Genomic DNA, 15016 nt, shown 5'->3' with positions numbered 1-15016 from the left:
GAGCTGAATGAATCAGGTGCCCATGAAGAAATACCATCTCCGGGAGTAGCCACGACAAACCATTCATTGCCGGTATATCCTATGCCATCTCCTGCTTGCCAACACTCGTATTTTTTTATGGTGTCCATTTACAAAAAGAGTTTTTCCAGACTCAAATTCAATATGTAAATGCGGAGAAATCTTGCCAAGCTTTATTTTGGCTATTTTTTCTCGCCGAAGTTCAAAAATTAATTTATACTCGTCTTCTTCCGAAAGCTCACTCATTTCATCTTCGGAATTCGGAAAATCATGCGTGTCTTTAGGAAAGACTCCCCATTTTGACTCAATATTAAGCCAAAGTTGATCTGGAGAATGATGATCATAGTGTTCAAAGCGTAATAAAAGCGCAGCTGGACCTAACCCGAATTTCACACCATCTAATTGACTGCCTATAAAAATATGGGAAAGAAGTTTTTCTGTGAACTCTTTGTGTTCAGAATTCAACTGAATGCCCCCTTGTTCTTATCTCTCCTTAATACTACCAAAAAGGATCCTGTTCATTTATCCTATCAGTTAGCGTAACGACAATTTATTTAGACACATAAACACACAATGGTTCAGACAATGGTGAGGAAGTCTTTCCAAGAATTGTTCATCTTAAAAAGGAGCCGTCAATTAAATTTAATATTGCAATAAGTAACAATAGAATTCCGAAAATCCGATTTAATATTTTCATTGCTTTATGTCCAGAATCAGGATAAGTAAATTTCCCAGCTTTTAAGTCAAAACTCATGCGAGAGATCATCCATACTTTTACAGGAAAGAAAAAGAATAAAAGCCCGATGCAAATCAGCATTATTGATAACAACATAATCCACCTATTCTTCCGTTAATGATATGAACTAATGTTCCAAACATTGACTGTCGGGAACAACCTAATGTTTGATTGAGCTATTGTTCCCAGTTAGCGTAATGCACCTTCACAAGGATTAGTAAGTATTGAACAAAATGTAAAATTATTTATTCTTCCTTCTTATCCAAGATATTAATAAGATCGTAAGTATCAAAGCAATATAAATAAACATAGTCCAACCATTTGAATCAATAGTATCCCGATTAGGTAACCAACCTAATTGCTTAATAGTAATGTAAATTCCAAAGAAAATGCATGCTATGAGAAAATTCAAACCAATCCTCTTCATTGCTCTACTCCTTGCTTCGCTCCTCAATTTTACTAACGTTCTCCGTTAGTTTGTTACTGTTCTATTTATCAAGTTTCTTTGATATCTCTTTGAGAACAGACATTATTTTATTAAGAGCAAATAAAATTAAGCCAAGCAGAACAAAAGCAACGATTTCATGTGTATATATTGAAATAGCGCCTAAAATTAAAGCGTATATAGAGTAAAGAAAACATTAATTCTCGACATCAATACTCCCCTCCAATTCTCCAGCTCACGAATAATATCATTCCATTTTCCCTTCGCCACTTAGCTGTGTCCCGCCTGGATGACCCACCTGATTAAAGGTGTACGTATACTCGGATTGATTTTTCTTTTTTATTCCTTCAAGCGAAACGAAATATTCCTTACCTTCCTCCAGAAGGTTATAGACCATTGAGTCCTTTATCATGACTTTATACTTTAATTTGCTTTGACTGCTGTCACTTGAGTTTGAACCAGTGACCCACATTTTCAAGTATCGTCCTGGTTCAATATCATATTCTTTCTTCTCAACATTCATAAACATTGTAATGCTTGTATAAGAGTTGTTGCCTCGTTCAACGTAGTAATATATCGAAGCAAATAAAACGATTACTAATACACCCGCGGCCGCAATGCTCCATCTCCTCTTGTTAGCCAAGCAATCACCTCTATCAATTCTCTATCTGCTCACACCTTAATTTACGTTTCCAACAGTTGGAAGGTTGCGGCAGGTCGGGATCGGAAACCAATCTGCCCCGTTACATTGAACAAAGGCTGCAGTTCATGCCTGCAGCCTGGTGTCGTAGTCGTATAGTTCCGCGTTTAGCTCAATTACGGGATCTTCTCTTATAGATGTATCCCTACGAAAGCATAAAGAATTGGAAGCAGGAAAGGGATAAAGACGATGCGCGTCTCCGTCTTAAAATGTTCAGCGAATATAATGAAATACGCACCCATGATTGCAAGTATCCACGGAAAGGATAAACAAAAAACTAAAAACACGGGAATAACAAGAACAATAAAGCTGTAATGCCCTAGAACTGTTAACAGCAGCCACAATGCAGACAGAAAATAAAGGATATCCAGTATGGTACGTTCAGCATCCTTCGACATGTGCTAGACCTCCGAACGGCTTTATTAGTGTTGAACTTCTCTTTACGAGTGAGTTCATTCTAACGTATTGCCGAAGCGACGAGCAGGCCTAACATTCATAGTACTCGCTGACAATGCTCAATGCCTATATGCTCCCAGTCTAATACATTATTTTCTACAACCGTGAACTTCAGCTTATCGATGGACTAGTCGACGAAAGAAACGGTTTTAGCTGCACTATTCAACATACGGGTTCGCACGTCGTTCTTCGAAATAAAAATCGCGTTTCCAGATGGGTCGAAACAGTAGGCAATCGGTATGGATACCCCACTGCCTCTAAATGAGCCGTCAGCGTGACTTGCTCCAATAATCATTGCCTTATAGGCAACAGCTATCTTTCTTGCTTCATTAATCCATTCATCGAATTGTTCTTCGCTGAACATTCCCACACCGATCGGATGCACAATCACGTCAATTCCACTGGTGTCTTCGTTCTTTACACCTTGTAAGACCAACTCATCGCAAAGCATGTGTCCGATCTTCAATCCCTCTATGGACTTAAAGGTCGTCTGGCTGTACTTAATTCGGTCTAGAACGACTTCGCCTGAACGGTCAATAAGGATTGCCCTATCTTTCGGACTTTCATTTAACCTTCTATACCCTCCGATAAGTATCTTGTTATGGTACTTTGCTAACGCACATGCTTGTTCCACGTTTTCATTTAAATAACCTTCCGGGAACAACACCGCATCGGCAGTAGGATTCGTTCTAAGCTCGTATTCAAGTTGCGTAATGTTCTGCTCAAGTTTTGGTTGGATGATTAGGATTTTCATATGAACCTCCACGAATGATTCTTATCCATATTATAGGATTACTTCAACCGTCTTGGATAGATACGCCGCTAATGTCAATCCCATAGCATCAGACTATACCCAAAGATAGTTTTTAAGTATTTTTTGATAGCAGCTTCCACGATCTATAATGAATCCAACATATTCGTAAGGAGCTGTTACTATTGAAAACGTCCATCATTGGTTATCCGCGCGTCGGCGCCCTTAGAGAACTGAAATTCGCATCCGAAAAATATTTTAAAGGCACGCTGTCGATCGAAGAGCTGCAGCAAACAGCCGCTCGGCTTAGATCCGCAAACTGGAAGCTTCAGCAGGAGAACGGCATCGACTTCATTCCGTCCAACGATTTTTCCTTCTACGACGGACTGCTCGACACGGCGTGCTTGCTCGGAATCGTTCCGCAACGCTACCAAGCGCTTGGCCTAAATCCGCTGGAGACCTATTTCGCAATGGCGAGAGGCTATCAGGGCGACAAGGGCGACGTAAAAGCGCTGGCGATGAAAAAATGGTTCAACACGAACTATCACTACATGGTGCCCGAAATCGACGATACGACCGGCATCCGTTTGTCCGGTTCGAAGCTGTTCGACGAATTCACGGAAGCCAAGCAGCTCGGCATCGCAACCAAGCCTGTGCTAATCGGCGCATTCACCTTGCTGAAGCTGGCGAGATTCACCGGCTCCAAGCAAGCCAAAGACTATGTTCCTGCGATCATCGAAGCGTACACGGCCGTCCTGAACCAATTGAATACGCTCGGCGCAGCATGGCTTCAACTGGATGAGCCTGCATTGGTAACCGATGTGACAGCAGAAGATATCGCGCTTTTCAACGAGCTTTATAACGGCATCCTTTCCGCCAAAGGCAGCGTTAAAGTTATCGCGCAGACGTATTTCGGAGACGTTCGCGACTGCTATCAAGCCCTTCAAGCGCTTCCGTTCGACGGCATCGGCATCGACTTCGTCGAAGGCAAGCAGTCTTTGGAACTCGTGCGCAAGCATGGCTTCGCAAGTGACAAGGTGCTGTTCGCCGGCGTCCTCAACGGCAAGAACATCTGGAAGAACCAGTATAAGCAGACGATTGCCCTCGTTCGCGAAATCAGCAAGCATGCCAGCCAAATCGTAATCGGCGCTTCCTGCTCGCTGCTTCATGTTCCCTACACGATGAGGCACGAAACGAAGCTGACGGCCGCGAATAAGCAATATTTCGCGTTCGCCGAAGAGAAGCTGCGCGAGCTTGCGGATCTGAAGTCGATCTTGGAGCAATCGAACCCGGAAGCCTTCGCGCTCTATACGGAGAACGAGAAGCTGTTCAGCGTATCGCGCCTTGCGAACGACAACTCGGTTCAGAAGCGAGTAGCCGGTTTGACGGATGCCGACTTCACGAGATTGCCTGCCTTCGCCGAACGGGAAACCATTCAGAAGGCCAAGTTCAATCTGCCGCTCTTGCCTACGACGACGATCGGCTCGTTCCCGCAAACGGCTGAAGTCCGCGCAAACCGCGCAGCCTTTAAGAAAGGCAGCATCACCGAGGAACAGTACAAGCAGTTCAACTTTGACCGCATCGCAGAATGCATTGCGCAGCAGGAAGAAATCGGACTTGACGTCATTGTCCACGGTGAATACGAACGCAACGACATGGTCGAATACTTCGGCGAATGCTTGGACGGCTTCATCTTCACGGAGAACGCCTGGGTGCAGTCTTACGGAACGCGCTGCGTAAAACCGCCGGTCGTATGGGGCGACATTAGCCGCAGCAAGCCGATGACCGTTGAATATTCAGCGTTCGCGAAGAGCCGTACTAACAAGCTGGTCAAAGGCATGCTGACGGGTCCGGTCACGATCCTCAACTGGTCGTTCCCTCGCGAAGATATCACCCTGAAGGAAAGCGCGCTGCAGATCTGTCTTGCGATTCGCGACGAAGTACTCGATCTCGAAGCCAACGGCATCGAAATGATTCAGATCGACGAAGCCGCATTGCGCGAGAAGCTTCCATTACGTCATTCGGACTGGCAGAGCGAATACTTGAGCTGGGCGATTCCTGCCTTCAGACTCGTGCACAGCGGCGTGAAAGCCGAAACGCAAATTCATACCCATATGTGCTACAGCCAGTTCAGCGACATCATTCGCGATATCGATGCGATGGACGCCGATGTCATCACGTTCGAAGCGTCGCGCTCGGATCTGGCCATCATCGATGCCATTAACGAATGCGGCTTCCGTACTGAAGTCGGCCCCGGCGTCTACGACATCCATTCGCCTCGGATCCCTAGCGTCGACGAGCTCAAACAAGGACTTGACCGCATGCTGGGCAAGATCGACGTCTCCAAGCTATGGGTTAACCCGGACTGCGGACTTAAAACGCGCGGCGTCACGGAAACGTGGGCCAGCTTGAAGAACCTTGTCCAAGCAGCCAAGGAAGTACGGGCAACGCTGTAATGACGTACAAGAGGATGGGCTCAGTCGAGCCCATCCTCTTGATTTATGATCGGATAGCCGAAATCCGTAATGACGGTTTTGAGCTTCGTCACATAGGCGGCAGCCAGCTGGCTCAAGCTCGCCTTCTGATTCACGATGTAACCTACCTGAATGTTCTCATCCGTACGAAGCCGCACCGATTTGATTTGCTCCCCGTTCAGATCCTTGTTCAGTACGCCCGAGCTGATCGTATAGCCGTTAAGCCCGATCAGCAGGTTGAATAACGTGGCGCGGTCGCTGACCAGTATTTTCTTCTTGTACGTTCGCGTGCTGAGTATCTCCTCCGCGAAGTAGAAGGAATTATATTCGCCTTGCTCGAAAGCCAAGCACGGGAAATCATCCAAATCCTCGATGTCCAGCAACGACTTGGAAGCAAGCGGATGCTCTTCGCTAATGAATACGTGCGCTTCCGCTTGGAACAACGCATGAAAGCGAAGCTCGTTGTCTTTTAATAGCTTCTGAATGACTTTTCGGTTGAATTCGCTCATATAGATGATTCCGAGCTCGCTTTTCATATTCCGCACGTCTTCGATAATTTCATGGGTTCGCGTTTCGCGCAGCGTACACTCGTACTCGTCCACGTCAAGCTCCTTCAGCAGTCCGACGAAAGCCTGCACGGAGAAGGCGTAATGCTGCGTGGAGATCGAGAACAACTTCTTCGAAGGCTTACGATTCATGTACCGCTGTTCGAGAAGCTCGGCTTGCTCCACGACTTGCCTGGCGTAGGATAGAAACTCCGCTCCGTCGCCGGATAGCACGATTCCCTTGGACGATCGTAGGAAGATCTCGATACCGGATTCCGCCTCGATCTCTTTCACCGCGTTGGACAAGCTCGGCTGCGAAATAAACAACCGCTTGGCCGCTTCGCTGATAGAGCCGCAGCTAACGATGGTCAGAATATATTTCAATTGCTGCAAGGTCATTGAGTTTCCCCTTTTGCTTCGGATTTTATCGCCTCTTCAATAAAACATGTCTTCGTTACTCGTATGCTTTGATTCGGCAAAGCGCCAGGAAATTCCCTGCATCTGCCGACAACAATAAAAAGCGTCCTCCCGCTGCAATAGGGAAAGACGCCTTCATATGCGTACATCATGACGGTTCATCTAACACCTCCCTATCTCCCGTAGGTAAAGCAGTGCTGTCAGAACGGGCAGGTCTCCTGGCTCCGGAATCGTCACTCGGCAGCGGCCTTCCCGATCCATGCTGATCAGTGGCCGGATGAGCTGCCTGCTCCTCCGTTACAGTGGCGGGACCGCGTCGGCATTGCACCGAACTTCCCTTTTAAGTCGGAACGACAAGCATGCTCGCCGATCAGACACCTGTTCTCGATTATGCGATTGGGCCGGTAAAGGATATTCATCTATTAAGATAACATACCTGGACGGTTATCACACGATTCCATTTTCTTTATAAACCAATTCCTCTAATGAAACAGGATAAATGGATTTTATGAGCTCTAAGACAGCCTTTGCATAATCCTGGATTTCTTTCTGCGCGTCATGCTCTAATCGTTGCGCCAAGAAGTGAGCAACCGATTGAAAGGATGCCGTCCAATACCAACGAACATACATGCCATAGGCCGGCAGGAACAATCGTGCTTGCTCCGCACATATTCCATCTTTCAAAGCTTGATCATACTTTGTCATCCCTAGTTCGATGTAGGACAACAACGCCTGCGTATGTTTCTCGCCAAGCTCCCAAGAAATAATGTCGCCGCTGCCTTGTTTGGAGTTCTCAGGCTTGGATCTCCATTCATCCGCCTTCGGCGTATAAAAAGCCGGTTCTTCGGTTATGTATCGACGACTCGATTCGTTCCAAGCATCCAAACTGAGCAATGCATCATACATAGGGCAAGTCACCGCATCTGAAGGAGTAAGGTTCAGGAATTATATGAGCGTGAATTTAGGGAAAATGACCGCATAAATCACCTCGAAAGTTGGTCACAACTGGTTTTAGACAATATCATCACTTGCAGCCATTAAAACAGAAAAGAGGGGCTAAAGATATTAGACTCATTAAGTTCTTTGCTCGTGAAGGCCATACCTCACCTTTCAGACATGCATTTCTGCAATTTGAAGTGTATGCACCTCTCATGGTTGCAAGGCAATGGTAAATTTTTTCGTGGCTATATGATATAATTTATATTGGAATACAACAATACAATATAGGAGTGGTCAAAATTATTTATTCTATTGGATCTAAAAAAGGTAAAATCGTGCTAAAGTGTGAAGATTGCGGTGAAATCAGAGAGACGCAACGCAACACAGCCATTTTAGAAAAAGAGGAACATCCTTGTAGGGCTTGCAGCAACAAGAGAAACGGCAAGAATAAAATAGGCAAACCGTCTTGGAACTCAGGTCACAGAAAGCCTCAAGATGAGCGTCAATTAGGTTCAATATATCAAAATCATCATGGATACTATGAAATTTATTTGGCAGGTGATTCTGTTAAATACGGTAGAAAAGATGGATATGTCCTAATGCATCGCAAAGTCGTACAGGATAATATTGAGCGACCATTAGGTGAAAAAGAACTTATTCACCATATCGACGGAAATAAACTCAACAATGATCTGAGCAATCTTTTTCTATGTTCTTCTATGTCTCATCACAGAGATATACATAATAGCCTAGAAGAGGTTGCGTTCCAACTATACCATTTAGGACTAATTACATTTGACCATGAAAATCAAAGTTACAAGTTAGCCCCCTCGGTTAGCAATGACCGTGTGGACGCGTGTGAATTCAGGAAACGCCTAAGGCCAATTAAAGGCTATGATAATCCTGAGCCAAGTCTAAACTAATATAAGTATAGTTTAGAAAGGTGCAACGACTATCCCGTAAGGGAGTAGGGATTAAGCGATCTCGAAGCGCTCGGCATCCCTTGTGGATGATGATATAGTCTGTCCTCATAGGAAACTATGAGAGAATATGTGGATGCGACATATTCGTAACATAAGAGGGAAGTATGTAATTGGCTCGGATCATATTATGGATAGTTGGAATGAATCTTCTCTGCCTGGTTCCAATGAATGGCGCTCTGCTCCTGAGAATAGCAAGCATCGGAACCTTTGGCTATTATATTTCAAACTTAAACCATCCATAAAGTGTAAGTTTTAATGTCACTTCTTCATGTTTTCCGTTAGGTTAGTCCACGCTAACTCAAATGAAACTTAAGAGTTATTTGATGGTCTGTTGCACCCGTATCGTTTAAAATTCGATCATCGCTGTTTTACCCTGTGCTTTCTTTAGACGTAGGCGCTTTTGGGGGCTCGCTCCCCGAATCTTGAGAAGGCGATTCCGTTCGCCGCTTTTCCAGTATGAGCTTGCCTGCAGACTGCGCTAACAACGCGGCGACGATGGCCATTCCCGCCAACGTCCACAGGGCCTCCCGCTTTCGTTCGGGCGCGCGGTCGAAGTGGGCGTGTCCCAGTCGTTGCGGCGCATGCTTCATCAACGCCAGCAATAGTTCCGGATTATCTTGCTTGCCGCCGGCATTGAGGCGGAAGCCGTTGTTCTGGCCAGTACTGTCGAGTCCGTCCTTAACCGTCAGCGTCACGTCGATGCCAAGCTGCGCGGAAATATGCAGCAGCGACTTGGAGAATGCCCCGTATGGGAAAGCTAACACATGATTCGGAGAGCCAAGTTCCCGTTCCAGAATAACATTCGCTTGCTCCAAATCGGCTTTCACTCGCCGTTCGTATTCGCTTTCCGTCTCCCGTCTGCCTAGCTCTTTCAAGTAAATGCGTCCGGTCAATGCGGCAATCATGTGCTTGCCTTTCGCATCCGTAGGCGCGTACCGATGAGAATCGAACGAATGGCTGTAGAATGAAATCCCGTTCCGGCTCATCTCTTTCACCTGGCTCCAATTCAACTTGGGAACCCCGGCTTCCTTCGGGTTACCCACCGTGCAGACGTTCAGAAAACTGGTCGCCGGCGCCTCGTATTTGCTCAAAATCGGATACGCGTACTGGTAAAAAGACGCATAGCCATCATCGAATGTCAGCAATACCGCGTTATTCGGAACAGGGGCTCCGCGCAGGATGAAATCGCGATACTGATCCATCGTGATCCAATGAAAATTGTTGGCTTTCATTAATTCGAGCTGGCGCTCGAATTTAGCAGCGGATAACGCGCCGATATCGTGCGGTACTTGTTCGACTTCGTGATACATCAGCACAAGCACGCGATTCTTATAGTAGGTGGCGTGGGGTTCGTCGGGGCCGGGACGCAGCCCGCTGAACAGCGGCGCAGCTGTCTCCGAATTAACGGCAATCGACGCGCTCCCCTCACCGTATAATCGTCCGATAAGAGGCAAACGGCTGTGATAAGCCTGGATGGTCAGCATGCCGCAAAGTACGGTGAGTCCAAGCAATAACGAAGACAGCAGATAAATTCTAGATTTTAATGACATTGCACAACTCCCATAATAAAAGTAGCGATGTTGAAACCGTCCGTCGACAGCCAATCATCACTTTATGGACGAGGGAACTTTATCGGATGTTGCCGGTCGTCGAATTCTGTCATATCGAACGTGCATCAATGGAGCTTGGACACCGTTCGCGGTTAAGGTCATGACGTCCCCCTTGTACATGATCTTTCTCCTGCTTCTTTTCAACCTCAACTTTCTGTTCATTTCATATAAAACATAAATCACAAAAAAACTTAGGATAAATAAACCCCAAAACACTTAGTCCTAGTAACGTCTTTAAGTAAACGAATCTCAAGCCCGAAACCGACTGCGAATCCTCTCGATACTTTGCTCGCCCCATCCTTTGATCGGCATAGTATGCACTAAATTCATTGTTTAATTTAATTCAAAAATCTCATTTTTGTATTAAGATTCTATTAAATAATTCATAAATCGGTTAGACCATGCTTCAAGACTGCTATTACTCCGCATTGAAGGGAATTTCCGGCCATACAAACCGATCAGGTCAACCGTTGGTGGATGCCTGTACTTACTTCAAGGTTACTGAGTAATCATTTTTTCAGTTCTTATCAGGCTCCGGCGCGCGCTGGTATACTGAAGACGAGACCATCATGGAGAGGGGACAAGCAGATGAAGCTATTGATTACCGGCGCAACCGGGAGCGTGGGCTCCGGCGCGGCCGAAGCGCTGCGCGCGCAGCACGAGATCCGTTTGTCAGATATCGCCGCGATGGATACGACGCTGCCGTTCTACTTGGCGGATGTCCGCGAGCCTGGCGCTTTGAATCAAGCGGCTGAAGGCGTGGATGTCATCATCCATACGCCGGCGTGGCACGGCATCCATATGGGACAGCGCTCCGAGCGCGATTTCTACGAACTTAATATTACGGGGACCTTCAACATGTTCCAATCCGCGGTCAACAATCGGGTGCGCCGCGTGGTGTGGCTGTCGAGCATGTCGTTCTACGGTTCGGACTTCTATGCATACACGAAGAAAATCGGCGAGCAGCTGTGCCGATATTACCACGATCAGCACGGCATCGAGGTCATCCTGCTGCGCCCGGCAGATTTTACGCCTTATACGAACGCGCGCCACTATGGCGAAAGGCTGCTTCACGGCGGGGTCGACCGCCGAGACGTAATTCAGGCCGTGGCGTCCGCCGTCGTATGCCCGCAGACGTACGGCACGTATCATATCGTGCGGGATGACGCGTTCACCGAAGCCGACAAGCTTGCCTACTCGGCCTCTCCCGCCGACGCGTGGGAACGGCTGTACCCCGGCGCGAAACGACTCATCGAAGCCTATCGCCTAGAGCTGCCTCTTCGGCTCGAAACGATGGACTTATCGCGGGAACGCGCGGAGCTCGGATATGAACCGCGTTATCATTTCGGCACCTTCATCCAGGAATTCACGCAGGACGGAACGATCGTCGAGCAAGCGTAGCGCATCAAGCGAAGAGAGGAGCCAAGCAGCCATGAACAAGGAATCAAAGCTGGGCTTAGGCGGACATTCATTCATCGAGGAGCTCGGAAACGATCCCCATGCGTCGTTCGAAGAGCAGTGCGCGATCGTCGCCGCTTGTCTAGATAACGGCATCGACTTAATCGACACGACTTACTATCAGGAACGCGTCGCGCTCGGGCATGTGCTGAAACGGCTAGGCCGGCAGGACGAAGCACGGATCATGGCATGGAATTTCTTCAAGCACCCCGGCCGGGAACACGAGCTGGTCGACTATACGCCGTACGAGCCGCAGCATCTCGACCTTATGCTGGAAGAACTGCAGACGGACGCGATCGATCTCCTGGTGATTCACGCCCACGACGATACCGCGAAACTCCGGGAAGAATTGGCGCTCGCGCAGGACTGGGTGCAAGCGGGCAAGGTGAAACAGGTAGCGCTCGGGATGGCGCAGCTCGGGCATTTGCGGCAGCTGCCGGCCGTTCATCCGATATCCGCCGTATTAGCGCCGTACAATGCGTTCCATCGGGAAGCCAAGGAGATGTTTGAAGCGGCGAAATCGCTGGGGATGGATGCAATCGCTTTATCCCCGTTCGTACGCGGCTGGAAGCTGGATGAGATCGGAGCGGACAAGAACACCGCTGCCGCCATCCTGCTCCGCTGGGTCGCCGCGGAGCCGCTGGTCGACCATGTCGTTGTTTCCATGCGCAAGGCGGAGTGGGTTCACTCCAATCTCCGTGCCGTCGGCGAAGGACCGCTGACCGAAGCGGAGATCGTGCAGCTGCAGGAATGGCTTGCGCGTTGAGGCAGAATTCGGCCGAGGATCGAGGATAGCAGCCATTTACTGAGAGAGGTGACAGCCCCCTCTCTTTTCTTTGCCGGGGACAATTTTGTATGATTGAATTGGATTCGTGCTGTGTTTCAAATTACAAAACCAGTCGGTTAACGGAGGTGGCGTGATGAATGACAATAATATGAGCACGGTGACGCTTGGCATGGGCTGTTTTTGGAGTCCTGACGCTTTGTTCGGACAACTGAGAGGAATCATAAGAACCCGCGTTGGCTATGCCGGAGGAACCCTGGATCAACCTACTTACCGGCAGCTTGGAGATCATACGGAAACGGTCGAAATCGATTATGATCCACGGATTCTTTCATTGGAGAACGTTCTGGATGTATTTTGGAGCAACCACAATCCTTTCAATATTAACGATTATAAAGGCCGTCAGTATCAATCCTTGGTGTTGTATCGCGGCCAAACTCAGCTAAACGCAATCCAGAACGTCATGCAAACACGGGAAGAACAAGGAAAAGGAAAGCCTGACACCGAGGTCGCTCCCTTTAACCGTTTCTACCTTGCCGAGGATCGACATCAGAAATATTATTTGAAACGCTATCCTAGTGCAATCGAAGAGCTGAGCAAGCTTTTTCCGTCCCCGCAAGAGCTGACGAATGCAACCTTGGCAGCAAGGCTGAACGGTTTGGCCAAAGGGTATACCAATCTGCGTGCGATCCTAGACGAAATCCGTACATGGCCGATCAGCGAGGAGGAACAGGGAAACTTGCTCCATCTAATTCAACGAATCAAATGGTAATGGAGCGGAATTTCTTTTCAATTTGGCGCCTTGCACCAAAAAGAGCCCATTTACTGCTCACCAATAAACTGAATCAGCAGTTGGTTTAGCTTGTCATGCTCCTCTATGAAAGTACCATGTCCGCTATACTCGAATGGTACGAGCTGCGAATTGGGGATCAGCTTATGTGTTTCCTCCGCTTGGCTGAACGGTACCACTTTATCATGAATGCCGTGAACGATAAGCGTCGGTACGTGGATCTTATTGAGATCGTTCCGTACGTTCTCATCCCGCAGCATCGCCATGATCGCTGCCGTCGAGTAGCCCGCTGCCACAAGGCCGAGCTGGGAGAACCATTCCGTCATCGGTCCAGACTGATATTGGAAGAAGAACATATCCGTAACGTCACGGAGCATCTTCGGACGATCGTTCAGCGTATCGGTTATGAACGTATTCGCCACTTCTTTCGGAACGCTATCCGGAGCAGCGGCGTCGATGAGCACGAGCTTGCTTACGCCATGGCCTTGGTGCCGCGACATGTACCGAATGGCGATTGCGCCTCCCGTGGAGTGCCCGACGAGGATCACATCCTTCAACTGCAGTGCATCCACGACCGCCCGGACATCATCTGCCAACCGATCATAATGATAACCTTGATAAGGCCGGTCCGACTCGCCGAACCCCCGCCAATCAAGGCCAACGCACCGAAAGCCAACGCCAGGAAGCACATTGTATTGGTATTCGTACTGATTATGGTTCAGCGGCCAGCCGTGAATGAACAGAATCGTCTTCTTGCCTTCTGGGTTAATGTCCTCTACGTATATGTTCACGTTCTTCTCTGCTTTTACGAAAAATCCCATATTCGTATCTCCTTCGCAAGTAGTATCACACTAGGATACTCTCCTATGCGCCCAGAGGTGCCATAATAGCAGATGGCAAGTCTCCTGGAAGGGGAAGCATGGCTGCTTCGAATCGGTTATCCAACAACTTCCGGATAAGTTACAAGGTAGCCTTAGAACTCTCCATGTTGAAAGGGAATGTCCCAAAAAGAAATGAGTGAACAGCTGGGAATTTCGTATTCGGGGGCAAAATCAATGGTTTTTGCAATTCGTTATTTCAAGGTTCCTATAAGCATTTCAATGGTAATCTCTGTTATAGACCCAACTATGTGGTCAGAAGAAGATAAATCTTGGTTTCCTGAATTCAAGTTCTGATACCCAATACACCTCATGCCTGCACGTTTGGATGCTAAAACACCATTGCGTGAATCTTCAATGACAGTGCATTTCTCTGGCGGGATCCCTAAAATTCTTGCTGCCTCGATGTATACATCTGGAGCTGGTTTCCCATTCTCAACTTCTTCACCACTTACGACGGTGTTAAAGAGTTTTCGTATATCAAATTTTGTCAGTACACCTTCAATAAATCGTCTCGGTGATGACGAAGCGATTCCGAGAGGAATATGGTTGTCAGATAAGTTTTGTAATAATTCAAGGATTCCGCTAATTGGTTGTATAGGTGTCTCATTCAAGATTTTGAGTTTTGAAGATAATTGATGTTCAATCAGTTCATCAACAGTTTGTTGAAGTCTGTATTCTTGAATAATTGCTTTCCACATTTCAGGATTGGTCATTCCTACATATTTCTCCAGATACTCACCTGTAACTTCCATACCGACAATCTTACTTAATACGAGTTTGTCAACGTAGAAATGGATGGGCTCACTATCAATAATTACACCATCCATATCAAATATGACTGCTTTCATTCTTGGATTCGCACCTCACCCTATGATAGATGGTCATATATTTCAGTCAAACTATGTAATTGGGTAATGGAATATCTCAATACCGGCTTCAATAAATCCCCTTCGTTGCGCGGCAAGCTTCTTGGGGCTACCTCCCCAGCCGATTTAGATGACAATCCGGGAGGGGAATAGCTTTGAAAAC

The 15016-nt window shown here is 47.4% G+C and carries 13 protein-coding genes, 1 pseudogene and 1 riboswitch; of the genes and pseudogenes, 6 read left to right on the top strand and 8 right to left on the bottom strand.

Features of this window, described 5'->3' with window-relative positions:
- Positions 1-63: 63 nt before the first annotated feature.
- The 3 genes from GZH47_RS25420 to GZH47_RS25410 form a co-directional block, all read right to left on the bottom strand.
- Positions 64-483, bottom strand: a complete 420-nt coding sequence (locus tag GZH47_RS25420; RefSeq protein ID WP_225446208.1) for a hypothetical protein — start codon at positions 481-483, stop codon at positions 64-66.
- 963 nt (positions 484-1446) lie between these two features.
- Positions 1447-1842 carry a hypothetical protein gene (locus GZH47_RS25415; RefSeq protein ID WP_162643805.1) on the bottom strand — a complete coding sequence of 132 codons (396 nt, stop codon included), beginning with the start codon at positions 1840-1842 and terminating at the stop codon, positions 1447-1449.
- 640 nt (positions 1843-2482) lie between these two features.
- Entirely contained in the window at positions 2483-3109 is a 627-nt protein-coding gene (locus tag GZH47_RS25410) for a hypothetical protein (RefSeq protein ID WP_162643804.1), read from the bottom strand.
- Positions 3110-3291: 182 nt separating this feature from the next.
- Between GZH47_RS25410 and metE the strand changes: the two genes are divergently transcribed.
- On the top strand, positions 3292-5562 hold the full coding sequence (gene metE, locus GZH47_RS25405; protein WP_162643803.1) for a 5-methyltetrahydropteroyltriglutamate--homocysteine S-methyltransferase: 2271 nt from the start codon (positions 3292-3294) through the stop codon (positions 5560-5562).
- A gap of 20 nt (positions 5563-5582) precedes the next feature.
- Here the strand turns inward: metE and GZH47_RS25400 are convergent, their stop codons facing one another.
- Positions 5583-6524: a LysR family transcriptional regulator gene (locus tag GZH47_RS25400; protein ID WP_162643802.1), complete on the bottom strand. Its 942-nt coding sequence runs from the start codon at positions 6522-6524 to the stop codon at positions 5583-5585.
- A 209-nt stretch (positions 6525-6733) separates the two neighbouring features.
- Positions 6734-6939, bottom strand: a riboswitch (cobalamin riboswitch).
- A gap of 50 nt (positions 6940-6989) precedes the next feature.
- Positions 6990-7448 carry an FAD-dependent thymidylate synthase gene (locus GZH47_RS25395; RefSeq protein WP_162643801.1) on the bottom strand — a complete coding sequence of 153 codons (459 nt, stop codon included), beginning with the start codon at positions 7446-7448 and terminating at the stop codon, positions 6990-6992.
- Positions 7449-7570: 122 nt separating this feature from the next.
- On the opposite strand from GZH47_RS25395, the pseudogene GZH47_RS25390 reads away from it, so the two are divergent.
- Positions 7571-7708: pseudogene (locus GZH47_RS25390) on the top strand (hypothetical protein); the annotation flags it as partial.
- A gap of 63 nt (positions 7709-7771) precedes the next feature.
- Positions 7772-8404, top strand: coding sequence for an HNH endonuclease (locus GZH47_RS25385; RefSeq protein ID WP_162643800.1), 633 nt, complete (start codon positions 7772-7774; stop codon positions 8402-8404).
- 428 nt (positions 8405-8832) lie between these two features.
- Here the strand turns inward: GZH47_RS25385 and GZH47_RS25380 are convergent, their stop codons facing one another.
- Positions 8833-10014 (bottom strand): polysaccharide deacetylase family protein, encoded by a 1182-nt coding sequence (locus GZH47_RS25380; RefSeq protein ID WP_162643799.1) that lies wholly within the window; start codon positions 10012-10014, stop codon positions 8833-8835.
- Between the two features lie 648 nt (positions 10015-10662).
- Here GZH47_RS25380 and GZH47_RS25375 point away from each other — a divergent pair.
- The 3 genes from GZH47_RS25375 to GZH47_RS25365 all read left to right on the top strand — a co-directional run bounded on the left by GZH47_RS25375 (position 10663) and on the right by GZH47_RS25365 (position 13088).
- Positions 10663-11475 carry an NAD-dependent epimerase/dehydratase family protein gene (locus tag GZH47_RS25375; protein WP_162643798.1) on the top strand — a complete coding sequence of 271 codons (813 nt, stop codon included), beginning with the start codon at positions 10663-10665 and terminating at the stop codon, positions 11473-11475.
- 31 nt (positions 11476-11506) lie between these two features.
- Positions 11507-12298: an aldo/keto reductase gene (locus tag GZH47_RS25370; protein ID WP_162643797.1), complete on the top strand. Its 792-nt coding sequence runs from the start codon at positions 11507-11509 to the stop codon at positions 12296-12298.
- Positions 12299-12452: 154 nt separating this feature from the next.
- A complete protein-coding gene (locus GZH47_RS25365) occupies positions 12453-13088 on the top strand; it encodes a peptide-methionine (S)-S-oxide reductase MsrA (protein ID WP_225446207.1) in 636 nt (211 codons plus the stop codon).
- 50 nt (positions 13089-13138) lie between these two features.
- Here the strand turns inward: GZH47_RS25365 and GZH47_RS25360 are convergent, their stop codons facing one another.
- Together GZH47_RS25360 and GZH47_RS25355 are read right to left on the bottom strand one after the other, a co-directional pair.
- A complete protein-coding gene (locus GZH47_RS25360; RefSeq protein WP_162643795.1) occupies positions 13139-13927 on the bottom strand; it encodes an alpha/beta fold hydrolase in 789 nt (262 codons plus the stop codon).
- A gap of 251 nt (positions 13928-14178) precedes the next feature.
- Positions 14179-14835: an HAD family hydrolase gene (locus GZH47_RS25355; protein WP_162643794.1), complete on the bottom strand. Its 657-nt coding sequence runs from the start codon at positions 14833-14835 to the stop codon at positions 14179-14181.
- Positions 14836-15016: the final 181 nt, after the last annotated feature.

Source organism: Paenibacillus rhizovicinus (assembly GCF_010365285.1).
Classification (GTDB): domain Bacteria; phylum Bacillota; class Bacilli; order Paenibacillales; family Paenibacillaceae; genus Paenibacillus_Z; species Paenibacillus_Z rhizovicinus.
Note: the sequence above shows the minus strand (reverse complement) of the source record. Positions and strands in the feature narration are given on the sequence as shown.

Excerpts from the sequence above, each read along its gene's own strand:
- GZH47_RS25375 (WP_162643798.1), top strand. The coding sequence starts at position 10,663 with ATGAAGCTATTGATTACCGGCGCAACCGGGAGCGTGGGCTCCGGCGCG.
- GZH47_RS25360 (WP_162643795.1), bottom strand. The coding sequence starts at position 13,927 with ATGGGATTTTTCGTAAAAGCAGAGAAGAACGTGAACATATACGTAGAG.
- GZH47_RS25365 (WP_225446207.1), top strand. The coding sequence starts at position 12,453 with ATGAATGACAATAATATGAGCACGGTGACGCTTGGCATGGGCTGTTTT.
- GZH47_RS25410 (WP_162643804.1), bottom strand. The coding sequence starts at position 3,109 with ATGAAAATCCTAATCATCCAACCAAAACTTGAGCAGAACATTACGCAA.
- GZH47_RS25400 (WP_162643802.1), bottom strand. The coding sequence starts at position 6,524 with ATGACCTTGCAGCAATTGAAATATATTCTGACCATCGTTAGCTGCGGC.
- GZH47_RS25395 (WP_162643801.1), bottom strand. The coding sequence starts at position 7,448 with ATGTATGATGCATTGCTCAGTTTGGATGCTTGGAACGAATCGAGTCGT.
- GZH47_RS25370 (WP_162643797.1), top strand. The coding sequence starts at position 11,507 with ATGAACAAGGAATCAAAGCTGGGCTTAGGCGGACATTCATTCATCGAG.
- GZH47_RS25380 (WP_162643799.1), bottom strand. The coding sequence starts at position 10,014 with ATGTCATTAAAATCTAGAATTTATCTGCTGTCTTCGTTATTGCTTGGA.
- GZH47_RS25355 (WP_162643794.1), bottom strand. The coding sequence starts at position 14,835 with ATGAAAGCAGTCATATTTGATATGGATGGTGTAATTATTGATAGTGAG.